This window comes from Mesorhizobium sp. P2_C5_2 (genome assembly GCF_056404535.1).
This window is the reverse complement of the sequence record NZ_JBFUDV010000005.1, coordinates 505,970-528,544: the sequence shown is the minus strand read 5'-3', so window position 1 is coordinate 528,544 and position 22,575 is coordinate 505,970. Positions and strand designations below refer to the sequence as shown.

The 22,575-nt window shown below is 63.3% G+C and carries 22 protein-coding genes and 1 pseudogene; 6 read left to right on the top strand and 17 right to left on the bottom strand.

The window, feature by feature from the left end; all coding sequences use genetic code 11:
• Positions 1-34: 34 nt before the first annotated feature.
• Both ilvC and AC1D1B_RS21025 read right to left on the bottom strand, forming a co-directional pair.
• A complete protein-coding gene (gene ilvC, locus AC1D1B_RS21030; RefSeq protein ID WP_112394672.1) occupies positions 35-1,054 on the bottom strand; it encodes a ketol-acid reductoisomerase in 1,020 nt (339 codons plus the stop codon).
• 28 nt (positions 1,055-1,082) lie between these two features.
• Entirely contained in the window at positions 1,083-1,733 is a 651-nt protein-coding gene (locus AC1D1B_RS21025; protein WP_477334868.1) for a TetR/AcrR family transcriptional regulator, read from the bottom strand.
• Positions 1,734-1,894: 161 nt separating this feature from the next.
• Here AC1D1B_RS21025 and AC1D1B_RS21020 point away from each other — a divergent pair, with 161 nt between their 5' ends.
• Positions 1,895-2,326 carry an anthrone oxygenase family protein gene (locus AC1D1B_RS21020; protein ID WP_477334866.1) on the top strand — a complete coding sequence of 144 codons (432 nt, stop codon included), beginning with the start codon at positions 1,895-1,897 and terminating at the stop codon, positions 2,324-2,326.
• Between the two features lie 27 nt (positions 2,327-2,353).
• Here AC1D1B_RS21020 and AC1D1B_RS21015 read toward each other — a convergent pair whose 3' ends face one another.
• Positions 2,354-2,812 (bottom strand): MarR family winged helix-turn-helix transcriptional regulator, encoded by a 459-nt coding sequence (locus tag AC1D1B_RS21015; RefSeq protein ID WP_477334343.1) that lies wholly within the window; start codon positions 2,810-2,812, stop codon positions 2,354-2,356.
• A gap of 98 nt (positions 2,813-2,910) precedes the next feature.
• Between AC1D1B_RS21015 and AC1D1B_RS21010 the strand changes: the two genes are divergently transcribed.
• The gene (locus AC1D1B_RS21010; protein ID WP_477334342.1) at positions 2,911-3,216 is read left to right on the top strand and encodes a Rieske (2Fe-2S) protein; all 306 of its coding nucleotides are present in this window, start codon (positions 2,911-2,913) and stop codon (positions 3,214-3,216) included.
• A 1-nt stretch (position 3,217) separates the two neighbouring features.
• Entirely contained in the window at positions 3,218-3,940 is a 723-nt protein-coding gene (locus AC1D1B_RS21005) for a glutathione S-transferase family protein (RefSeq protein ID WP_477334341.1), read from the top strand.
• Here AC1D1B_RS21005 and AC1D1B_RS21000 read toward each other — a convergent pair.
• Positions 3,894-5,123 (bottom strand): annotated as a pseudogene (locus tag AC1D1B_RS21000) (FAD-dependent oxidoreductase); the annotation flags it as partial. The gene AC1D1B_RS21005 and the pseudogene AC1D1B_RS21000 sit on opposite strands and share 47 nt — an antisense overlap.
• A gap of 75 nt (positions 5,124-5,198) precedes the next feature.
• Positions 5,199-5,606 (bottom strand): winged helix-turn-helix transcriptional regulator, encoded by a 408-nt coding sequence (locus AC1D1B_RS20995; protein ID WP_477334340.1) that lies wholly within the window; start codon positions 5,604-5,606, stop codon positions 5,199-5,201.
• Between the two features lie 139 nt (positions 5,607-5,745).
• Between AC1D1B_RS20995 and AC1D1B_RS20990 the strand changes: the two genes are divergently transcribed.
• Positions 5,746-6,636, top strand: a complete 891-nt coding sequence (locus AC1D1B_RS20990; protein WP_477334339.1) for an SDR family oxidoreductase — start codon at positions 5,746-5,748, stop codon at positions 6,634-6,636.
• Between the two features lie 56 nt (positions 6,637-6,692).
• Here the strand turns inward: AC1D1B_RS20990 and AC1D1B_RS20985 are convergent, their stop codons facing one another.
• Positions 6,693-8,612 carry a potassium transporter Kup gene (locus tag AC1D1B_RS20985; protein ID WP_477334338.1) on the bottom strand — a complete coding sequence of 640 codons (1,920 nt, stop codon included), beginning with the start codon at positions 8,610-8,612 and terminating at the stop codon, positions 6,693-6,695.
• A gap of 103 nt (positions 8,613-8,715) precedes the next feature.
• Positions 8,716-9,456, bottom strand: a complete 741-nt coding sequence (locus tag AC1D1B_RS20980) for a pyridoxine 5'-phosphate synthase (protein WP_477334337.1) — start codon at positions 9,454-9,456, stop codon at positions 8,716-8,718.
• Between AC1D1B_RS20980 and AC1D1B_RS20975 the strand changes: the two genes are divergently transcribed.
• The gene (locus tag AC1D1B_RS20975; RefSeq protein WP_477334336.1) at positions 9,455-9,994 is read left to right on the top strand and encodes a SpoIIAA family protein; all 540 of its coding nucleotides are present in this window, start codon (positions 9,455-9,457) and stop codon (positions 9,992-9,994) included. The two genes, AC1D1B_RS20980 and AC1D1B_RS20975, sit on opposite strands and share 2 nt — an antisense overlap.
• 6 nt (positions 9,995-10,000) lie before the next feature.
• Here AC1D1B_RS20975 and AC1D1B_RS20970 read toward each other — a convergent pair whose 3' ends face one another.
• From AC1D1B_RS20970 to AC1D1B_RS20935, 8 genes are all read right to left on the bottom strand, one after another.
• Entirely contained in the window at positions 10,001-11,128 is a 1,128-nt protein-coding gene (locus AC1D1B_RS20970; RefSeq protein WP_477334335.1) for an ATP-dependent DNA helicase, read from the bottom strand.
• Positions 11,129-11,272: 144 nt separating this feature from the next.
• Entirely contained in the window at positions 11,273-11,617 is a 345-nt protein-coding gene (locus AC1D1B_RS20965; protein ID WP_477334334.1) for a nitrile hydratase accessory protein, read from the bottom strand.
• A complete protein-coding gene (gene nthB / locus AC1D1B_RS20960; RefSeq protein ID WP_477334333.1) occupies positions 11,604-12,263 on the bottom strand; it encodes a nitrile hydratase subunit beta in 660 nt (219 codons plus the stop codon). The genes AC1D1B_RS20965 and nthB overlap by 14 nt, the downstream gene beginning before the upstream one ends.
• Positions 12,260-12,883, bottom strand: coding sequence for a nitrile hydratase subunit alpha (gene nthA, locus AC1D1B_RS20955; RefSeq protein WP_477334332.1), 624 nt, complete (start codon positions 12,881-12,883; stop codon positions 12,260-12,262). The genes nthB and nthA overlap by 4 nt, the downstream gene beginning before the upstream one ends.
• A 63-nt stretch (positions 12,884-12,946) precedes the next feature.
• Positions 12,947-16,111 carry an efflux RND transporter permease subunit gene (locus AC1D1B_RS20950; RefSeq protein WP_477334331.1) on the bottom strand — a complete coding sequence of 1,055 codons (3,165 nt, stop codon included), beginning with the start codon at positions 16,109-16,111 and terminating at the stop codon, positions 12,947-12,949.
• Positions 16,108-17,400 carry an efflux RND transporter periplasmic adaptor subunit gene (locus AC1D1B_RS20945; RefSeq protein ID WP_477334330.1) on the bottom strand — a complete coding sequence of 431 codons (1,293 nt, stop codon included), beginning with the start codon at positions 17,398-17,400 and terminating at the stop codon, positions 16,108-16,110. Before AC1D1B_RS20945 ends, AC1D1B_RS20950 begins: the two co-directional genes overlap by 4 nt.
• A 227-nt stretch (positions 17,401-17,627) precedes the next feature.
• A complete protein-coding gene (locus tag AC1D1B_RS20940) occupies positions 17,628-18,224 on the bottom strand; it encodes a LysE family translocator (RefSeq protein WP_477334329.1) in 597 nt (198 codons plus the stop codon).
• Between the two features lie 127 nt (positions 18,225-18,351).
• The gene (locus AC1D1B_RS20935) at positions 18,352-19,308 is read right to left on the bottom strand and encodes an acyl-CoA desaturase (RefSeq protein ID WP_477334328.1); all 957 of its coding nucleotides are present in this window, start codon (positions 19,306-19,308) and stop codon (positions 18,352-18,354) included.
• A 152-nt stretch (positions 19,309-19,460) separates the two neighbouring features.
• Here AC1D1B_RS20935 and AC1D1B_RS20930 point away from each other — a divergent pair, with 152 nt between their 5' ends.
• Positions 19,461-19,850 carry a metalloregulator ArsR/SmtB family transcription factor gene (locus AC1D1B_RS20930; RefSeq protein ID WP_477334327.1) on the top strand — a complete coding sequence of 130 codons (390 nt, stop codon included), beginning with the start codon at positions 19,461-19,463 and terminating at the stop codon, positions 19,848-19,850.
• Positions 19,851-19,853: 3 nt separating this feature from the next.
• Here AC1D1B_RS20930 and ilvN read toward each other — a convergent pair whose 3' ends face one another.
• The gene (ilvN, locus tag AC1D1B_RS20925; RefSeq protein WP_477334326.1) at positions 19,854-20,426 is read right to left on the bottom strand and encodes an acetolactate synthase small subunit; all 573 of its coding nucleotides are present in this window, start codon (positions 20,424-20,426) and stop codon (positions 19,854-19,856) included.
• 82 nt (positions 20,427-20,508) lie between these two features.
• The gene (locus AC1D1B_RS20920) at positions 20,509-22,290 is read right to left on the bottom strand and encodes an acetolactate synthase 3 large subunit (RefSeq protein WP_477334325.1); all 1,782 of its coding nucleotides are present in this window, start codon (positions 22,288-22,290) and stop codon (positions 20,509-20,511) included.
• Between the last annotated feature and the right edge of the window lie 285 nt (positions 22,291-22,575).

The following is a 22,575-nucleotide window of genomic DNA, read 5'->3' as shown; positions in this document are numbered from 1 at the left end:
CCGCCGGCTCTGTTCGCGATCCTGAAATTGCGGATCAGTTTTTCGCCTTGTCGACCAGCTTGTTCTTCGAAATCCAAGGCATCATGGCGCGCAGCTTGGCGCCGACTTCCTCGATCTGGTGGCTGTCATTGTTGCGGCGGATGCCCTTGAAGCGCGACATGCCGGCGCGGTATTCCTGCATCCATTCCGAGGTGAACTTGCCGGTCTGGATGTCCTTGAGCACGCGCTTCATCTCGGCCTTGGTCTCGGCGGTGATGATGCGCGGACCCGAGACATATTCGCCCCATTCGGCGGTGTTCGAGATCGAGTAGTTCATGTTGGCGATGCCGCCTTCATAGATCAGGTCGACGATCAGCTTGACCTCGTGCAGGCACTCGAAATAGGCCATTTCCGGTGCGTAGCCGGCTTCCACCAGCGTCTCGAAACCGGCGCGGATCAGTTCGACCAGACCGCCGCACAGAACCACCTGCTCGCCGAACAGATCGGTTTCGCATTCCTCGCGGAAATTAGTCTCGATGATGCCCGAACGGCCGCCGCCGACGCCGCAGGCGTAGGACAGAGCGAGATCGAGCGCATTGCCCGAAGCGTCCTGGTTGACGGCGACCAGGCACGGCACGCCGCCACCCTTCTGGTATTCGCCGCGCACCGTGTGGCCGGGGCCTTTCGGCGCGATCATGACGACGTCAACCGAAGCCTTCGGCTCGATCAGGCCGAAATGCACGTTGAGGCCGTGCGCGAAGGCGATCGCCGCGCCATCGCGAATGTTCGGGGCGATCTCGTTCTTGTAGATGTCGGCCTGCAATTCGTCGGGCGTCGCCATCATCATCAGGTCGGCCCATTTGGCGGCGTCCGCCACGCTCATCACCTTGAGCCCGTCGGCCTCGACCTTCTTGGCGGTCGCCGAGCCGGCCTTGAGACCGATGGCGATCTCCTTGGCGCCGGAATCCTTGAGGTTGAGCGCATGCGCCCGGCCCTGGCTGCCATAGCCGATGATGGCGACCTTCTTGCCCTTGATCAGGTTGAGATCGGCGTCGCGATCGTAATAGACACGCATTTTGGTCTTCCTTCCCGTGTGTTGAAGATCAGAGGCCTTGCGGCCCGGTTTTTGCTCCGAAAAGAGCGAGAAACTGTTGCGTTGCCCGCACGGCATCGCCGTCGATCGCCGCTTCAGTCAATTCCAGCCGGTCGCCGAGCAGCAGGCGGATCTGCACGTCGCGGGCGACCAGCCCGAAAAAACTGCGGAACGCCGTTTCGGCATCCGCGAAATCGAGCAACCCGGCCTGCTTGCCGGCAAGCAGCACCGGCTTCAGCCGCCTGGCCAGCGCGAAGCGACCATTCTCCAGCACGATGGCGCCGAGATCGTCCTTTCCGGATCCGGCGTGGCCGACCGCGACCCGGTTCAGCGCGATCGACGTGTCGCTCGAAATCACCTTCAGCCAGTCCGAGGCGAAGCCTTCAAGGCTTGCCGTCAGCGAGGCAAGATCGAGTTTTTCGCCGTCGACCGGCACCACGCGCACTTTCGACGCCTGCCACTGCACCGTCGCCGTCAACAGCCCGTCACGGTCGCCGAACCATTTGTAGAGCGTTTCCTTGGAGCAACTGGCGCGGCGCGCCACCGCAGTCATGGTCAGATTGTCGCCCTCCTCGACCAGCAGTCGCAAGGCCGCGTCGAGAACGGCCTTCTGCCGCTCCGTCAGCGTCGCGCTGGTGTCGATGTCGGCGTTTGTCTGCAACACGGTCGTTCCTCGGCGGCAGGGTTAGCCAGCAATAACGGCAAGCCGTACCGTACGTTACGGTTCGCCGCTTCTATGCCGTATTGCTCTCAGCCTTGCAAGCCCTATCTCATCCTGGACGATCCGCTGCTGGACCGCCTACCGCACGGGGAACGAAGATGCTGGCCGGATTGCTTGCCTTGACGGTCGCCGCCGTGTTCTCCGGCGCCGCCATCTATGTCAGCGTCGCCGAGCAACCGGCGCGGCTCGGCCTCGACGATAAGGCACTGCTCAGGGAATGGCAGCCTTCCTACAAGCGCGGCGCGGCCATGCAAGCGTCGATCGCCATTGTCGCCTGCCTTCTCGGCCTGACCGCCTGGTGGCAGACCGGCGGTCTCGCCTTTCTGCTCGGTGCTGTGCTGATCATCCTGCCCTGGCCGTGGACGCTGATGGTGATGATGCCGACCAACAGGCTGCTGGTGGCGATGGACGCGAGCGCCGACAATCCGCAAGCCAGAGCCCTGATCGTCAAATGGGGCAGCCTGCACCTGGTGCGCGCCGGACTGGGTGTGCTGGCGACGCTGGCCTTTCTCTGGGGCAGCCATCCGGCCTGACAGCCAGAGGCCTGCAGCGCGGCTTGCTCAGTCGGTAGCCGGCGGCAGGCGCAGACGGCCGAGCAATGCCGACACCGTGCTCAACTCGTCCGCCGAGAGCTTGTCGCCGACCAGTTCAGAGATCGATTTGCCGTAGACCGCCCACATTCGCCGCCGCGTCTCACGGCCCTTGGCCGAAATGCGGATGGTCTGACCGCGGCCATCATCGGCCACCTTCAGCTTCTCGACCAGTCCGTCGGTCTCGAGCCGCGCCAGCAGCCGCGAGATGTTGTACTGCGCAAACAGCGTGCGCTCGGTCAGCTGGAACGGCCGCAGCCCGCCCTCGCCCGCCTCCGCAAGCTCGTGCAGCACGTCGTACCAGGCGAGCGGCGGCAAGCCGCTGTCCTTCAAAGCCTCTTCGGCCTGTTCGATGAGCTGGCGTGAAACCCGCATCAGGCGCGCCCATGCCTTGATGGCTTCGGGCGAAGGCGTGGCTTTCTCGGTCATGGCCGCATGCTAAGCGATAGATGCAATTGCATCAAGCTTGACGATTAATGCATCTGCATCTATATCCATGCAATCGCATCAATCGCCCGAGGAATTCCATGAAACACGAAATCTGCAAAGTCGCCGACGTCCCGCAGACGGGCAGCCTGATCGCGCCGTTCTTCGGCCGTGAGGTCCATGTCTGGCGCAGCGGCGAGCGCATCCGCGCCGCCGCCAATGTCTGTTTGCATTTCGGCGGGCCGCTAGACTGCAAGGACGGCAGGCTGGTCTGCCAATGGCACGGCGCTGCTTTCGATATGACATCAGGCGACCGGATCGAAGGTCCGGCGCCCAAAGCGTCGCGCCTGATGTTTTTGTCGACGCAGGTCGAAGACGGCGCGCTGAAGTACGTCTGGGGAGAATGACATGACCGACAGGCTCATTCTCGTCAGCCATCACCTGTGCCCGTACGTCCAGCGCGCGGCGATTTCGCTGGCCGAGAAAGGCGTGCCATTCGAGCGCGTCACCATCGACCTCGCCGACAAGCCGGACTGGTTCAAGGCGATCTCGCCGCTGGGCAAAGTGCCGCTGCTCATCACTCAGGCAAATCGCGAGGAGACGGTGATCTTCGAATCCGCCGTCATCCTCGAATTCCTGGAGGAGACGCAAGCCAATCCGCTTCACCCGGCCGACGCTTACGCCCGCGCCCGCCATCGCGCCTGGATCGAGTTCGGCTCGGCGACACTGAACGCCATCGGCCGCTTTTACAGTGCGTCGACGGAGGCAGCCTTCCTGGCTGAATCTGCCGCGCTGTCAGCGATGTTCGATCGCCTAGAAGACGAATTGGCCGATCAGGCCGGGCCGTGGTTCAACGGAGAGGGCTTCTGCCTCGTCGATGCCGTCTACGGCCCGGTCTTTCGCTATCTCGACGCCTTCGACCGGATCGGCAATTTCGGCATTCTGGACGGCAAGCCGCTGGTCCAGGCATGGCGCAAGGCGTTGAGCGAACGGCCGTCGATCAAGGACGCAGTGGCGACTGACTATCCGCAGCGCCTGCGTCAATTCCTGCGGGCGAAAAAGTCGTTTCTCTCGACCCTGATCCCGCCGGATGATCTCGCCAGTCTGCCTCCTCTAGCCCGATCCGCCTGAACGGATCGATCACCGTGCCAGCCACCATCGAGGCTAGCACGCGGGGCACGGGCGGGACCTTTGCGATGGTCGCCACCAACCTGTCGCGGAAAAAGGGCAGCATCGTGCCGTCGGACTGGTAGAACGGCGTCAGCGCCAGCGACAGCAACTGGAAGATCCGGACATGCCATCGCCGCGCCCGGGCGTAGGTTTCCAGCGCTGCTTCGACGTTGCCCGTCTGTGCCAAGGCATGGCTGAGTGCTGCCGCATCGAGCAGCGCCATGTTCGCGCCTTGCCCAAGCTGCGGGCTGGTCGAATGCGCGGCGTCGCCGATCACCGCCAGACGCCGGCCGGCCGGCCGCTTCATCGTATGATGGCCATAACGCGCCAGCGACAGCTGGTCGAAGCTGTCGATCTGGCTGGTGAACGCCTCGCACTCCGGCCACAACGCGACCAGCCTCGCCTTCCAGGCGTCGAGCCCTGCCGCGCGCACGCTGTCGACATCCGCCGGCTTCAGGCTCCAGAAGAACGCCGCCATCTTTTCCGCGCCCGGCTGCGGCCGGCCGATCGGCAGCACGCCGATCATCACGCTGGCTTTGTCGTAGCGCTGCAGCAGCGCATTTTCGTCGAACCCTTCGCGCCAGCCGAGCGACGCCCAGAAGGCCCCATAGGTAAGCGGCCTCGGCTCGGCCGGATCGTTCAGGCACTGGCGCAGCTTCGAGCGCGAGCCGCTGGCGTCGACAACGAGGTCGAACGGCCCTGCCCTTCGGCCATTATCGAAGACCAGGTGCGCCCGCTCGCCGACGTCCAGCGTCTCGATCTCGACACCGGTTTCGATGGCGATGTCTTGGCGCTGCGCGGCGCGGAACAACACGTTGAACAGCGCCGCCCGGTGCACCGCCAGGCCAAAGCGACCGCCGGGCTGCGCATCGTAGCGCACAGCGAGCACGGTGCGGCCAGTGCTCGCGTCCGCGCCATGCAAACGCTCGATGCGGCTGCCCAGCGCCAGAATGTCGTCGAGCAGGCCCAGATCGGCGAGCACGCTCAACCCGGTCGGCTGCAGGATGAGCCCCGAGCCGACGGGCTTGGGTTCCTCGAAGCGTTCGAAGATGGTGACGTTGTGCCCGGCGCGCTTGAGGTAAAGCGCCGTAGCCAGCCCCGCCGGGCCGGCGCCAGCAATGGCGATGTCGAAAGACTTTTCCATTGCCCGCCCAACCAATGGCCGGACAATCCTTCAGCGGCCCTGCCAAATCAAGCCATTGCGGCATGCGCCAAAATATCAGCCACCAGCGTCGAAGGCAGCCCGTGCCTCACGCACCGCATCGTGGTTGAGCTCGGCCCACAGGATCAATTGATGCAGGGCGCCGAACATCGAGCGTCCGAGATCGGTCAGGCTGTATTCGACGCTCGGCGGTTTGGTCGGGAACACTTCGCGATGCACATAGCCGTCGCGCTGCAGATCGTGGAGCGTCTGGGTGAGCATGCGCTGCGAGATATCAGGCACAAGCCGTCGCAATTCACCGAAGCGATAGGGCTGCTCGGCGAGCGCCGCCATCAGCAGCGAACTCCATTTACCGTTGAGGCCGTCAATGACATCGCGGACCGGGCAATTGGCAATGTTTCCGCCGTCGCTTGTGGCTCTGAACAGTTCGAGCTTGGTTCTCAGATTGATGATCTTGCTGTCCACGGCCGCTGGTTCCCTGACGGTGCCTACCTCCCGAAAAACTGCCTTCTTTACGGCTTGAGGTCAATTCCTATTTTAGTGCTGGTCTCTTTTTGAGACTACCAGAAGCACCCGCCATTCCGGCGCAATTTCAGGATCCCCCATGACCGCAACCCTTCTCGTCACTGGCGCTTCCGGCCAGCTCGGCCGCAGCGTCATCCGTCATCTGCTGGACACATCAAAGGTTCCCGCAAACCGCATCATCGCGACCACCCGCACACCCGCCAACCTCGCCGACCTCGCGGCGCGCGGCGTCGTCGTCAGAGCCGCTGACTTCAACGATCCGCAATCGCTTGCCAAGGCCTTCGCCGGCGCCGACCGGGCGCTCCTCATCTCGACCAACGAACTTGAGGTGCAGGGAAAGCGGCGCGAGCAGCAGCTCGCAGCGGTCGAGGCGGCCAGGCAGGCGGGCGTCGGCCACCTGCTCTACACTTCAATGCCCGATCCCGAGCCGGGTTCGCCGATCCATTTCGCGCCTGACCACTACGACACCGAACAATCGATCAAGGCGAGTGGCATCCCCTATACGATCTTCCGCAACTGCTGGTATGACGAGAACCTGTTCATGGCGTTGCCGCAGGTGCTGGCGTCGGGCCAATGGTATACGTCGGCTGGCGATGGCCGTATTTCCTATGGCACGCGTGACGACATGGCGGCGGCGATCGCCGCCGGGCTGGCCACCGACGACCATGAAAGCGCCACCTACACGCTGACCGGCCCCAAAGCCTATACGACCGCGGAGGTCGCGGCGCTCGTTACTGAAGTCACTGGCAAGCCCATCCAGGTCATCCAGCTTTCCGACGAGGCCTTGACCGAGGGCATGAAGGCAGCCGGCCTGCCTGAATCTTTCGCCAGGCTTCTGGTGTCCTTCGACGCCACCACGCGGCGTGGCGGTCTCGGCATGGTGACGGACGCCGTGGAAAAACTCTCCGGCCGCAAGTCGCTGCCGCTGAAGCAGTTTCTGGAGACGAACAAGGCGGCGCTGGCTGGATAGAACTACGCCGCAGTGCGAAACGGCAAAGGCTGTGCCTTCGGGCACGGCCTTTTCTGTCAGATCGCCACCTGCGTGCCGATCTCGACCACGCGCCCCGTCGGGATCTGGAAATATTCCGTCGCGTCGGCCGCCGTGCGGGCGAGCCCGATGAACAGCTTGTCCTGCCACACCGGCATGCCGGAATTGGGCGACGCCTTGAGCGAACGCCGTGACAGGAAGAACGACGTCGTCATGATGTCGAACTTCCAGCCCTGCTTGCGGCAGATCGCCAGCGCGCGCGGAATGTTGGGCTGTTCCATATAGCCGAAGGTCAGCGTCACCCGCATGAACAGCTCGTTGACCGTCTCCATCTTGACCCGCTCGCTGTCGGGTACCAGCGGCTGCGGTGCGGTTACCACCGAGAGAATGACGTTTTGCTCGTGCAGCACCTTGTAGTGCTTCAGGCTGTGCATCAGCGCGGTCGGCGCGCTTTGCGGATCGCTGGTCAGGAACACGGCGGTGCCGGACACCAACTGTGGTTTCTTCTTCAACAGATTGCCGGCGAGGAAATCGAGCGGGATTTCGTTGCGGCGGGTCTTGTCGAACAGATAGCGGCTGCCGCGCACCCACGTCCACATCGCCAAGACAATGGTGAAGGCCACAGCCAGCGAGGCCCAGCCACCTTCGAACACCTTAACGATGTTGGAGGCAAAGAAGCCGACATCGATGAACGTGAACACCGCCGTCATCGCCACCGCGACCCACAGCCGCCATTTCCAGATGCGCGTCATGACGACGAACAGCAGCACAGTCGTCACCAGCATGTTGCCGGTGACCGAGATGCCGTAGGCGGAGGCCAGCTTGCTCGATTCGCCGAAGCCGACCACCAAAAGCATCACCACCAGCGCCAGCAAAAGGTTGACGCGCGGCATGTAGATCTGGCCGGACTGCCGTTCCGACGTATGCAGGATTTCGAGGCGCGGCAGCATGTTGAGCTGCACCGCCTGCCGGGTCAGCGAGAAAGCGCCTGATATGACCGCCTGGCTGGCGATAACCGTCGCCGCCGTCGCCAGCACCACCATGGGGATCAGTGTCCAGCCTTCGTTCATCTCGAAGAACGGATGGCCGACCACGCCATTCTTGGCCAGCACGAAAGCGCCCTGCCCGGCATAGTTGAGCAGCAGGCAGGGGAACACGACCGCCAGCCAGGCGAGCACGATCGGCTTGCGGCCGAAATGGCCTAGATCGGCATAAAGCGCCTCGGCGCCGGTAACCGCGAGGAAGATGGCGCCGATGGTGACGAAGGCGACATCGGGCGAATTGATCAGGAAGGCGACGATGTAGTGCGGGCTGACCGCCCACAGGATTTCCGGGTCGGCGATGATGTGGTTCAGACCCGAAAGGCCGATTGCCAGGAACCAGACCGCGGTGATCGGCCCAAAGATCAGTGCCACACCGCCGGTACCAAAACGTTGCACCGAAAACAGGATCGCCAGGATAACCAGTGTCAACGGCACGACATAGGGCTGGAAGGTCGGCGTGACGACATTCATGCCCTCGACGGCCGACAGCACCGAGATCGCCGGCGTGATGACGGCATCGCCGAAGAACAGCGACGCGCCGACGATGCCGACGGCCAGGATGATCGCCGATCGCGTCGGAAAACTGCCACGCGCCAGCGCCATCAGCGACAGCACGCCGCCCTCGCCGCGGTTGTCGGCTCTGAGCACGAACATGATGTATTTGATGGTGACGATGATCGTCAGCGACCAGATGATCAGCGACAGCACGCCCAGAATATCGCCACGGTCGGCGACTTCGCCGCCGGACGACGCCACAAGCGCTTCGCGAAACGCATAGATCGGGCTGGTGCCGATGTCGCCATAGACCACGCCGAGCGCGCCCAGCATCAGCACCTTGGTGCTATGCTGTTCGATTTCGGGATGGCTCGATTGTTCGACGGGTTCTGCCTCACTACCAGTATTGGTAAGGGCCATGGACGACACTCCGATAAGCGCGCGGTGCTCTACGCTTGCTGCGATGCAATATCAAGAGCCCTCAAGTAATGGCTGATATGCGGTAATGCCAGCCGTCTGCTCTTTACCATCCGCATGCCCTAAGGAACCGTCCCACCGTGCCGGCCATGCCATACTCCAACGCATCGGCTGTCAACCCATGTCCGATAGACACTTCGGCCAATGCCGGGATGCGCTTGGCCAGACCCGGCAGATTGTTCACCACCAGATCGTGCCCGGCATTGACCTGGAGCCCGGCCGCGAGCGCGGCATCAGCGGTTTTTCCCAATCTTTCCAGTTCCTTCTGCGCCTTGGCGGAGTCGGAATGATAGCTGCCGTATGGCCCGGTATAGAGCTCGATCCGGTCGGCGCCGGTGTCGCGCGCGGCATTGACGCCGGCGGGATCCGGATCGGAAAACAGCGACACGCGAAAGCCCCCCTTTTTCAGGCGCTTGACGATGGGGTTGAGGAACGCCGCCTCGGCGGCAAAGTTCCAGCCATGGTCGGAGGTCGCCTGCGCCGGATCGTCGGGCACCAAGGTCACCTGTTCGGGCTGGTGCTTTTCCACAAGCGCCAGAAAATCCTCGGTCGGGTAACCCTCGATGTTGAATTCCGCCTTGGGGAACTCGTCGTCGATCAGCGCCCGGATCTCCGGCAGGTCGGAATGCCTGGTGTGGCGCTCGTCGGGCCGTGGATGCACCGTCAGCCCGTGCGCGCCGGCGGCAAGGGCAAGGCGGCCTAGCCCGGTGACGCTCGGCCATGGCAGGTCGCGGCGGTTGCGTAGCATGGCAATGGCGTTGAGGTTGACGGAAAGCTTGGCGGGCATGGCTTTGGGTCCGGTCAGGAGGCGTTTCGGAAGCTTCTATACTGCCTTTGATGGGAACAGACAGGGGCTTTCGGGTGTTCCAGTCATGACATCTGCTCGCAAGAGGGAGAACCAGCCGATGAATTTTCTCCAATCCGTGCCGGCGATCCGCCGTATTGAAACCGACCGCGACGACCTTTTCGCCATCGACGTCGTCGGCCATGTCTCGGCGGCGGACGGCGAAAATCTGTTTGGATTGCTGGAGGCTGCCTATGCGCTTCACCCGAGGATCGACGTGTTGGTGCGGTTGGTCGATCACGAAGGCGTCGACTGGACGGATGTTGCCGACGAGACGCTGAAACAGGGCACGGAGCACGCCCTGGAGCATATCGCCCGGTGCGCGACGATCGGCGAGCCGAACTGGATAGCGGATGCGCAAAGCTTCCTTCCGGCTTCATCACCCATCGAATTCAGGCACTTCAAGGCCGAGGATGAAACAGACGCTTGGGCGTGGCTGGGCGCGACGCCGCTCAGCCCTGCTACGCCAGCTGCTATCTAACGCCAGCTACCTGACGATCGTCAGTCGCTCGGCCGCGCGGGTGATAGCGGTGTAGAGCCAGCGCTGGCGGGTTTCCTTGAACGCCCAGCTCTCGTCGAACAGCACGACGTCGTTCCACTGCGAACCCTGCGCCTTGTGCACGGTCAGCGCGTAGCCATAGTCGAAATCGTCAAAGCGCTTCTTCTGCTGCCAGGGGATATCTGCGTCCGGATCCTCGAACGCCGACTTCAGCAGCTTGATCTTGGCGACGCCGCGGTCGGGATCGTCCTCTTCCGGCGAGACCAGCAGGTTGATTCCGGGCTTCACCGTCTCGCGCGACGAGGTCATCACCTTCCACAGCGAACCGTTGAGCAGGCCCTTGGCCGGGTCGTTGCGCAGGCAGACCAGCTTGTCGCCCGCCTGCGGATAATCCGCATTAAAGCCTTTCAGCTCGCGCAGGCGCTGGTTGTAGCGGCGGCGCGTGCGGTTGGTGCCGACCAGCACCTGGTCCGCCTTCAGCACCAGCTCCTGGGTGACGTCCTCCTTGCCGATGACCTGCGCGGTCCCATAGTCGCCGCGCATGAACTCGCGGCCCTCGCGCACGTCGAGCGCCAGCTGGATAATCGGATTGTCGCGCGCCTGGCGATGGATTTCGGTGAGCAGCACATCCGGCTCGTGCTCGGTAAAGAAGCCGCCGCCCGATATCGGCGGCAGCTGCGCCGGATCGCCAAGCACCAGGATCGGCGTGCCAAAACTCAGGAGGTCGCGGCCGAGCTGCTCGTCGACCATCGAGCATTCGTCGATGACGACCAGCTTGGCGCGCGAGATCGGGCTTTGCCGGTTGAGCGAGAAGGTCGGCGACATCGACGTCTTGCCGGTCACTTCGTCCGACACCGATTCCTCGCCTTTCGGCCGGTAGATCAGCGAGTGGATGGTGCGGGCATTGAGCGCGCCCTTCGAACGCAGCACCTGCGCGGCCTTGCCGGTGAAGGCCGCGAACTGCACCTGCCCATCGACATGTTCGGCGAAATAGCGAGCCAGCGTCGTCTTGCCGGTGCCGGCGTAGCCGAACAGCCGAAAAATCTGCGGCCGGCCCTCCTTGAGCCAGCGCGCCACCGCCTTCAACGCCTCATCCTGTTGGGGAGAGAATTCCATCAGCGCGAGAGACCGGATTCGCAAGGGAAAGACAAGGCCGTCACCGTCAATGCCGAAGATGGCGCCGCCGCCCCGCCTCCAGAGGTGCAAACTATCAGGCGCACATCGGAACGTAAAGGGAACAAACGAGCCCGTGAGCACAACCTACAGCCCGGGATCGTTCTCCAGCAGGATCGGCTTGCCGTGCGGCGTCGCATGGGCGGCGCGTTCCCAGGCAGCGGCGAGCGTGTCGACATCGCTCTTGCCGGCGACGCCCTTGGCCGCCAGCAGCGTTTCCAGCGCCGCCAGCCAGTGCTCGTAATAGTCATGCCCGTCGCTTGCGGCGCCCGGCTTCTTCACCTCGGCGGACAGCGCATCCGCCCATTCGCTCCACGAAAACAGGCCTTTGTCGTGCAGCGCCACCGTCATGGCGAAGGCTTCGGCCTGCCATGGCTCTGAAAACACCGGCTCGTCGATATCCGCCGGCAATGCGCCTTCATGCCGGCTCAAGATAGCTCTCCCAGGCATCGATCGAGACGCTCAGCGTCGGATCGGCGCCCTCGCCCCAGATTTCCGCGCCATTGAAGACCACGGTATAGACCCATTGCGGGTTCTCGCCCTGCCCATGCGCGTTGCTGTCGGGGAAGACAAAGCCGTCGCGCACAGCCTCGATCACACCCTGCTTGTTGCGCGCATAGCGCGGCAGCCGCGTATGACCGGTGGGACTAAAATTCTTCGTCCGCACGGGCTGGCCGGCCTTGAACCGTGCCGGTGTCGCAACCGGCCGATCGCAGGGGCCGCCCTTGGCCAGCACCGCCGGCACGCTTTCGGCCTTCAGCACCCTTTTGGGCGTCGCCGCCGGATCGACTGCCTTGCCGGCGGCGAGATCGCGCTCGCTGACAAAGCCATGGCGCTTCAACAGAACTTCCAACGCCTTGATCCAGATCTGATAGTAGCTCGACGAATAGTAGACGGCGGGATGCAGCGATTCGCGCGCATGCCTACTCTCATCGATGTTCCAGGCGCCCATGGCGCCGGCGGTCAGTGTCACGCCCAGCGCCCGCCTCTCCCATGCGGCATGGAAATAGGGCTCGTCCTTCTCCGGCGCGACCGGCCCGAACCCCATCTGCCCGCCGAGATCCTGCGGCCCGTTCATGCCGGTTCCCCCTTTATCCCGGGTTCTTTGGCCACCGCCGTGCCGATCATCGCATCGCGGCTGACCAGTTCGGCGAGCTGCTCCTCGCTCCAGCCGTCTGTGTTTTGCGGCCGCATCGGCACCACGAGATAGCGCAGCTCGGCGGTCGAATCCCAGACGCGGATCTTTTTGTCCGCCGGCAGTCTCAGGCCGAATTCCTCAAGCACGCCGCGCGGATCGATCACCGCCCGCGAGCGATAGGGCGGCGCCTTGTACCAGACCGGCGGCAGGCCGAGCACCGACCACGGATAGCAGGAGCACAGCGTGCAGACGACGAGGTTGTGCGTCTCGTCTGTGTTGAACACCGCCTGCATGTGCTCGCCCTGGCGGCCGGTATAGCTCAGCGATTCGATCGCCGCCGTCGCATCGCGCTTCAGCCAGTCGGCAAAGGCCGGATCGCTCCAGGCTTTTGCGACGACCCTGGCGCCGTTGCGCGGCCCGATCTTCGTCTCGTAGGTGTCGACGATGACGTCGATCGCCGCCGGATCGATCAGGCCTTTTTCCGTGAGGATGGTTTCCAGCGCGCGCACCCGCGCTGCAAACGGGTCGAGCTCGTTGTCGTGATCATGATCATGGGACATGACCTCAAATTACGATCGCCGATCTCCGGCCGCAAGCATGACGGCTTGGGCCAGAGGGCCAGATTACTCGGCGGCGGCCTTCTGCGGTTCGACGAGCCGGTCCTCAGGGTCGAACAGCGACCCCTGCCCGCCGCTCTCGACGGCATGCAACGCCGGCCTGTTCTTTTTCGAGGAGAAGAAGCTCATCAGCCAGCCTGAGAAGTTCTCGAAATAGACGTAGATCACCGGCGTGACGAACAGCGTCAGCGCCTGCGAAGCGAGCAACCCGCCGACGACGGCAACGCCGAGCGGCTGGCGCAGTTCAGCACTTGCGCCGGTGCCGAGCGCGATGGGGAACGTGCCCATCAGTGCCGCCAGCGTTGTCATCATGATCGGCCTGAACCGCATCAGGCAGGCCTTGTGGATGGACTCCGTGGCCGACATGCCTTCTCGTCGCAGCTCCAGCGCGACGTCGACCATCATGATGCCGTTCTTCTTGACGATGCCGATCAGCATCAGGATGCCGATCACCGCGATGACGGACAGGTCCATACCGGCAAAGCGCAGCGCCACCACCGCCCCCAGCACCGCCGAAGGCAGGCCGGTCAAGATGGTCAGCGGATGGATAAAACTCTCATAGAGGATGCCGAGCACGATATAGATGGTCAGGATGGCGCCGCCGATCAGCAGGCCCTGGTTGGCAAGCGAATCCTGGAAGGTTTTAGCCGTGCCGGCGAAGCTGGTCGAGATCGCCGTCGGCATGCCGATCTGCTCCTTCAGCGCGTCGATGCGGGACGTACTGTCGCCGAGCGCCACGCCTTGCGGCAGATTGTAGGAGATGGTCACCGCCGGAAGCTGGCCGAGCTGGTTGACCGTCAAAGCACCGGCCGTACGGTCGACGCGGGCAAAGGCGCCAAGCGGCACCAGGCTGCCGCTCGCCGTCCTCATCTGGATGGCGAGCATGCGCTCCGGCGACCATTCGATGTTGGGATCGAGCTCGGTGATAACCTCATAGCTGTCGGCCGAACCGAAGATCGTCGAAACCTGGTCGGTGCCGAATCCGCCATAGAGGGCGGAGCGCAGCGTGTCGGTGTCGATGCCCAGCTGGGCGGCCTTGTCGCGGTCAACCACCAGCGATGCCTGCAGGGCATTGTTCTGCAAGTCGCTGGTGACGTCGGTGAAGACAGTATGGTCGGCCGCCATCGCGTCATTCAGCTTCTGCGCCCAGATGTCGGTCTGGCCGGTATCCAGGCCCTGCACGACCAGCTGGTAGGCGCTGGCTGACGAGCGCGAACCGAGCCGCAGGTTCTGCACCGGCTGCATGTAGGTCTCGATACCCGCCACACCGGCCAGTTGTCGCCTTAGATCCGAAAGCACCTTCTCGATGTCGGGACGCTGGTCCTTGCCCTTGAGCTGGACGAAAAGCTGCCCCTGGTTGAGCGCATTGCTGCCGCTGCCTGCCGACCATGCCACATGATCGACAAAGGGCGAATGCGAGAAGACGCTGGCCACTTGCCCCTGCAGCTTCGACATGGCGTCGAACGAGATGTCCTGGCGGGCGATTGTCGTCACCGAGATCTGGCCGATATCCTCCTGCGGGAAGAAGCCATTCGGCGACACCTCGATCAGCCACACCGACCCTGCCGCGGTTCCGAGGAAGACGAGGAACACCAGGAAAGTGTGGCGCAGGCAGAAGCTGAGCAGCCGGTCATAGCCGCGGGTGACGAAGTCCTGCTTGTGGCCAGGGCCATGCTTGTCGCGGTCGGCCTTGGTCACGGACAGCAGCCGCGAGCACAGCATCGGCGTCAGCGTCAGCGACACGAACATCGAGGCCAGGATGGCGACCGTCACCACCACGGCGAACTCGTTGAAGATGCGCCCGATGACGCCGCCCATCAAAAGCACCGGGATGAACACCGCCACCAGCGAGATCGAGATCGAGATGATGGTGAAGCCGATCTCGCGCGCGCCCTTCAGCGATGCGTCGAAGGCCGACAGCCCATCCTCCTCCATGTGGCGGAAGATGTTTTCCAGCATGACGATGGCATCGTCGACGACGAGGCCGACGGCAAGCGTCAGGCCCATCAGCGATATGTTGTCGATGGAAAATCCGAACAGGAACATCGCGCCCAGCGTGGCAATCAGCGAGATCGGCACCGCCACGGCCGGGATGATGGTTGCCGTCACCCGGCGCAGGAAGACGAAGATCACCATCACCACCAAAGCGATGGTCAAGAGCAGCGTGAACTGCACATCGTCGACGGCCTGGCGGATCGAGGTCGAACGGTCATTGAGCAGCTTGATCTGGGCGGCGGCCGGCATCTGGTCCTGGAAGGACGGCAGCATCGCCTTGACCTTGTCGACGACGTCGACCGTGTTGGCGTCGGGCTGGCGCTGCACGGCCATGATGATCGCGCGGGTACCATCGTACCAGCTCGCCGTCGTCGTGGTCTGCACGGAATCGACGACGCGGGTCACCTCGCCCAGCCGCACCGGGTGGCCATCCTTGGTGGCGATGATGAGGTTGGAGAATCCGGCGGCGTTGGTGAGCTGCGTGTTGGCGGTGATGGTCAGCTGCTGCTTGTCGTTCTGTAAGACGCCGAGCGGCGTGTTGCTGTTGGCCGACGCGATCGCCGTCTGCAGCTGGTCGATCGAGATGCCGCGCGCGGCAAGCGCGGTCGGGTCGATCTGGATGCGCACCGCATATTTCTGCTGGCCGAAGATCGAGACCTGCGCGACGCCGTCGATGGTCGACAGCGACGGCGAGATGACGTTTTCGGCGAAGGCATCGAGATCGGTCAACGGAACCGTGTCGCTGACCAGCGACATCAAAAGGATCGGCGCATCGGCCGGATTGACCTTGCGGTAGCTCGGTGGCGACGTCATTTCCGGCGGCAGCGATTTCTGCGTACGCGCGATCGCCGCCTGCACGTCGGCGGCGGCCGCGTCGATGTCTCGGTTGAGCACGAACTGGATGGCGATCGAGGTCTGGCCAAGCGAGTTGGTGGTCGAGATCGAATCGATGCCGGCGATGGTGGCGAACTGCTTGATCAGCGGCGTCGCCACCGAGGTCGCCATGGTTTCAGGCGAAGCGCCGGGCAGCGACGCCGAGACGTTGACGACCGGAAATTCAGCACTTGGCAGTGCTGCAACAGGCAGGAACTTGTAGGCAAACAGCCCACCCAGCACGAGGGCGAACGACATCAGCAGCGTGGCGACGGGCCTGCGTATGCAGAATTCGGAGATCATTGGGCGGCCCCAGCAGCCTTGCCGGCTTCGGCCACCTTGGGCGCGGCCTGATCACCACCCGCCTTGCCCTCATGCACGGCGCCGCCGTCCTTCAGCCTGGTCTGGCCCTCGACGACCACCTTCTCGCCTGACTTGACGCCCTGGCTGACGGCGCTGTTTTCGCCTTCGGTCAGCGCCACCTGCACCGGCCGCATCTCGACCGTGTTGTCCGGCTTGACCACATAGACGAACGGCCCCTTCTGGCTGGGCTGCACCGCGACCGTCGGAACGGACGTCATCTGCGGCATGATGCCGGCGTCGAGCACGACATTCACGTATTGCCCGGGCCACAGCGACAGGTCGGCATTGGGTATGCTTGCCCGCGTGGCAATGGTGCCGGACGCGGTATCGACGCTGGAGTCGACGAAGTCGAGCGTGCCCTTGCCGATCGGCGTCGGGTCGCCGTCCTTGGTCAGCGTCACCGCGCCTTGCTGCGGGTTGGCCAGCGCCTTGTGCAGCAGCGCCAGATTGCTTTCCGGCAGGTTGAAGTTGACCTGCAGCGGATCGATCTGGGTGATCGTCACCAGCGGCGTCGCCGTGCTCGAGTTGCCGTTGCTGACGGTGACGAGATCGCCTACCGCGACGCTGACCGCGCCGAGCCTGCCGGTAATCGGCGCCGTGATCGTGGCAAAGCCGAGCTGGACATTGTCGGCATCGATGGTCGCCTTGTCGGCATCGACGGTCGCCGCGGCCGCCTTTTGCGCCGCCACCGCCTGGTCATAGGTCTGCTGCGTGCCCGCCTGCTTGGCGACGAGGTCCTTGGCGCGCTGGAGATCTGACACCGAGCTCGCCAGCATTGCCTGGTCCTTGGCGAGCGTCGCCTGGTCCTTGGCAAGCTGCGCCTTCAGCGCCCGGTCGTCGAGCGAGAACAGCAGGTCGCCGACCTTCACCATCTGGCCGTCCTTGACGTCGATCGACACGATCTGGCTCGACACCCGGGCGTTGATGTTGACCACGGCCGGAGACGAGACGAAGCCGATGGCGTAGCGGCGGATCGGGAAATCGGCGGTCGTTGCGGTGGCGGAAACGATCGAGGCCGAACGGGCGGCATTGCCACCGGCACCGGATTTGCCCCCAGCCTTGTCAGCCGAAGCCTTGTCCGGTCCAGCCGGCTTGTCCGCCGCCGCCGTCTGCTTGGCGCCCGGCAGCATCTGCTGCAGACTGCTCATCGCTGTCGGCGAAAAATAGACCCAGGCCGCGGCGACACAGGCCGCTGCCACCACTACCGCCAGAACGACTTTCCCGCGCATCGACTATAAGCCTTATGATCCGACACGCCGAACCCGGTGGTCTCATTCTACCGCAAATCATGGCCCCTTGCCGCGATTGTGCGGAAGTAGATAGGACACGCCTTTGTCGGAAAAGGGCCAAAACGCGGCATTACGAAGATTTAATGTGCACTGCACAATGAATGAGCAGCCGGCTCAAGGGTCGGAAAAGCAGCCAGGATGTGGTTGAGATTTCAGGCCAGATGCGTCTATTTCAGCATCGGCCAGAGCGTCGCCGCCAAGAGCACACCCATGGCGATGTTGAACCATTTCAGCCGCACCGGATCCGACAGGAAGCCGCGCAGCGCGGTGCCGAAACCGGCCCACACCGACACGCTCGGCAAGTTGACGATGGCGAAGGCGAGCGAGATCAGCGCCACCGACAGGAACGGGTGGTCGGCGTTGGTGTAGACAGCCATGGCGGTGATCGCCATCACCCATGCCTTGGGATTGACCCACTGGAATGCCGCCGCATCGATGAAGCGCATCGGCTTTGCCTCAACCTCGCCCTTTGCGCTGAGCGAGCGCGACATGGCGATCTTCCAGGCGAGGTAAAGCAGATAGGCGGCACCGGCGATCTTCAATCCGGTGTGCAGCGCTGGAAACGCCGTCAGCACGGCGCCGAGGCCGAAGCCGACGGCCAGCAACAGCACGAAGAAGCCGATGCTGATGCCGAGCATATGCGGAATGGTCCTGACGATACCGAAATTAACACCCGACGCCAGAAGCATGAGATTGTTCGGCCCCGGCGTGATCGAGGTCACGAAGGCGTAAACCAGCAGGGCAAGGAAGGCGTCGAGGGACATGACGGCTCGTAAAGGTCAGGAATACTGACTTAAATCGACCGGGCACCGGACGCAACTTCATTCGATTGGTCCAATACGCCCTGTCGTCGTCTGCCCCTGTCGCCAGCCTTGTCACGGCCGGCATAATCTACCTGCCGTGGGGCCGTGCCGACAACAGGCCGGGAGCGGCGGCCGTCTCTTGATGGCTAGCCATACGCCGCAGACCTTTGCGCTTCGGGGTGTTCCAGGGAAGCTTCACCCCATGCGCGAGACCCAGAGCGGCGAGGATGCGGATGAAGACCCAGCCGAGGTCGATCTGCCCGCGTTCGAGGCCGAGCCTGGCGGATTCGGGGAACGCGTGATGGTTGCCGTGAAAACTCTCGCCGAAGGTGACCAGGCCAAAACGCGGCAGATTGTAGCCCTGCACGGCGACACCCTCGACGCGCCATCCCTGCTGCCCGCTGCGATGCGCGAAATGTCCGATCAACCAGTGCCCGGTCAGCGATACCGAGACCCGCACCGCGATGCCCCAGACCACCCAGCTCCAGCCGCCAAGGGCAAAGAACAGGATCGCCCAAGGCAATTGCTGCAGCATCCATGTCCGCTCGACGAATTTGTAGAAGCGGTCGTTGCGGATCGACGGCTCGATGACGAAGTCGGGCGGATTGCGCAGCGCGACGGCGCAATGCATCTGCCAGAAAGCGTCGGTGAAGAATGGCCGGCGGTGGGCATGCAGATCGTGGCACGCCGTCTGGCGTTGCGCCCAGTCGCGTATGTCATGCGCATAGATCATGCCGAAGGGACCGGCCATGCCGACAAGCGTGCCGAGATAGACCAGCGCATGTTCGATCCAGATATGCACCTTGAACGAGCGATGGATGAGGAGGCGATGCATGCCAACCGAATGCCCGGCGCAGATCGACACCGCCGTCGTCACCACGAACAGGGCAAAGGCGCCCCAGCTGAATGTCAGCGGCCCGAACACCAGCGCAATCAGCGTCATCGCGCCAACCCAGATCGACTTGGCCGGCATCCAGACGACCTCGCCGTCTTCGGCGTCGCTTAGTGGCTGCGATATCATTCTGCCTGTGGATATGGTCTTCATCGGTACCCCTCCTCTGCAGGAAACATTTCCGAACCAAGAGCCTTGCCTTCCGGCGCGTCGGCCTTTATTTAGGCAGTAAGCTAATTATCTATTAGGCCGAATTAGGTATTTAGGCAATAGCCTAATTACCGGAGGCAAAATCGAGGCAAGCAGTGATCGAAGACAATGCAGCGGATGGTGAAACGGCTTCCGGCGGCAACGGCGCCATACAGCGCGTGTTCGAAGCGCTGTCGTCGCAGCCGAGGCGCAAGATCCTTGCCTATCTCGCGCACTCGTCGCTGACAGCGGGTGAGATCGCGGCACGCTTCGACATATCGAAGCCGTCGATCTCGCAGCATCTCAACATCCTGGAGACGGCCGGCCTCATCGCCAGGGAGCGGCAGGGACAATTCATCCGCTACTCGCTGGTCCAGAACAATCTGGTGAACACACTGAACGGCTTCGTTCAGGACGTCTGCCCGGTCTCGCGCCCGATCAAGCGGGAGAGCAAGGAGATGGCGAGCGGCAAGATCGACGCCAAGCCGACAAAGTCGTCGGACTGACGACTACATGCCTTGCGGCCCGCGGTTCAGCGCGGCCACGCCGGTGCGGCAGATCTCGACTAGGCCGAGCGGCTTCATGATGGCGATGAACTGGTCGATCTTGGTGCCCTTGCCGGTGATCTCGAAGATGAAGTGCTCGGTGTTGGCGTCGATGACGCTGGCGCGGAAGGCATCAGCCAGCCGCAGAGCCTCGACGCGGGCTTCGCCGGTGCCGGCCACCTTGACCAGCGCCAGCTCACGCTCCAGCGGCCGCTCCTGGCCGAACTCCTGCGAACGCACGGTGAGATCGACGACGCGATGCACCGGCACGATGCGCTCGAGCTGGTGCTTGATCTGCTCCAGCACATGCGGCGTGCCGCGCGTCACGATGGTGATGCGCGACAGATGCTTTTCGTGCTCGGTCTCGGAGACGGTCAGGCTCTCGATGTTGTAGCCACGGCCGGAAAACAGGCCGATGACCCGGGCTAGCACGCCGGGCTCGTTGTCGACCAGCACGGAGAGCGTGTGGTTCTCCGGCTTCTCGGTTTCCTTGGCGATGAAATAGGCGGAGCCGGTCGGTTGAAGCTGTGCGTTCATGACATGAATCTCGATTTCAGACTTTTGAGCTAATTCTCTGTTTGCGCACGGCTTCTTTCGACAAGCCCTGCCCCGGCTTGTCCTAGACCAGTTCCCTGCCCTTGGCGTCGATGGCGTTGGCCACGGCTTCGTCGGTCGCCTCGTCCGGCAGGAGCATTTCGTTATGCGCCTTGCCCGACGGGATCATCGGGAAGCAGTTGGCGAGCGTCGCCACGCGGCAGTCGAACAGCACCGGCTTGTCCACCGCGATCATCTCCTTGATCGCATCGTCCAGCTCATCCGGCTTCTCGCAGCGAATGCCGTGGCCGCCATAGGCCTCGGCCAGCTTGACGAAGTCCGGCATCGCCTCGGTGTAGGAATGCGACAGCCGGTTGCCGTGCAGAAGCTGCTGCCACTGCCGCACCATGCCCATATACTGGTTGTTGAGGATGAAGATCTTGATCGGCGCATTGTGCTGCACGGCAGCGCTCATCTCCTGCATCGTCATCTGCACCGAAGCGTCGCCGGCGATGTCGATGACCAGCGCATCGGGATGCGCGATCTGCACGCCGAGCGCCGCCGGCAGGCCGTAGCCCATCGTGCCCAGCCCGCCCGACGTCATCCAGCGGTTCGGCTTCTCGAAATGATAGTGCTGCGCCGCCCACATCTGGTGCTGGCCAACCTCCGTGGTGATGTAGGTGTCCATGTCCTTGGTCAGCGCATAGAGCCGCTGGATGGCGTATTGCGGCATGATCACGTCGTGGTTCATCTTGAAGGCGAGTGAATCGCGCGCGCGCCATTTGGCGATCTGCTCCCACCAGGGGTAGAGCGCCTTCTTGTCGGTCTTGGCGGACGCCCGCCACAGCCGCACCATGTCTTCCAGCACACGGCCGACATCGCCGATGATCGGCACATCGGTGTGGACGTTCTTGTTGATCGACGACGGATCGATGTCGATGTGGATCTTCTTCGAGTTCGGCGAGAACGCCGTCAGCCGCCCGGTGATACGGTCGTCGAAGCGCGCGCCGATGCAGATCATCACGTCGCAATCGTGCATCGCCATATTGGCTTCGTAGGTGCCGTGCATGCCCAGCATGCCCATCCAGTTCTTGCCCGAGGCCGGATAGGCGCCGAGCCCCATCAGCGTCGAGGTGATCGGGAAACCAGTGAGATCGACCAGTTCGCGCAGCAGATGGCTCGCCTCCGGGCCGGAATTGATGACGCCGCCGCCCGAATAGATGATCGGCTTTTTGGCGCCGGCCATCAGTTCGACTGCTGCCTTGATCTTCTCCAGGTCGCCCTGGACCTTCGGCTGGTAGCTGGTGCGCGGCGCCGTCTGCGGCGGCACATAGATGCCCTTGGCAAACTGCACGTCCTTCGGGATGTCGACCACCACTGGGCCGGGGCGGCCGGTGGTCGCGACATGGAAAGCCTCATGGATGGTGGCGGCGAGTTCGTTGACGTCCTTCACCAGCCAATTGTGCTTGGTGCAGGGGCGCGTGATGCCGACCGTGTCGCACTCCTGGAACGCATCCGAACCGATCAGCGAAGTCGGCACCTGCCCGGTCAGGCAGACCAGCGGGATCGAATCCATCAGCGCATCCTGCAGCGGCGTCACCGCATTGGTGGCGCCTGGGCCTGACGTCACCAGCATGACGCCGGCCTTGCCGGTCGAGCGCGCATAGCCTTCCGCCGCATGGCCGGCACCCTGCTCGTGGCGGACCAGAATGTGCTCGACCTCGTCCTGCTGGAAGATTTCGTCGTAGATCGGAAGCACCGCGCCGCCGGGATAGCCGAAGACATGCTTGACGCCATTGTCCTTCAGCGCCTGCACCACCATTTCGGCGCCCGTCATTTCACGCCGTTCGTTCTGTCCGTTGCTCATCGGTCTGGTCCCGTACTGTCGCCCCATGGGCGTTGCCATTTGGGTGTTATTGGTCGTTTAGTCGTGTTTTGGGCAATAAAAAAGGCCCCCGAGGGAGCCTGTGTGTTGCGCATGGGAGGTTTTCGCCCGGCGGTTACACCGCCTTGCCCACGCGCTTTCCTACGAGAATGAGTGCCTTTTTCATCGTGGCGGACAATAGAATTGCTTTTGCGCCGCTGTCAACGGGCAATGTGGGCGGCCGCATCGGGCTCAGATCCGCCCGCAGTATGCGGTTCGTTTAATTTC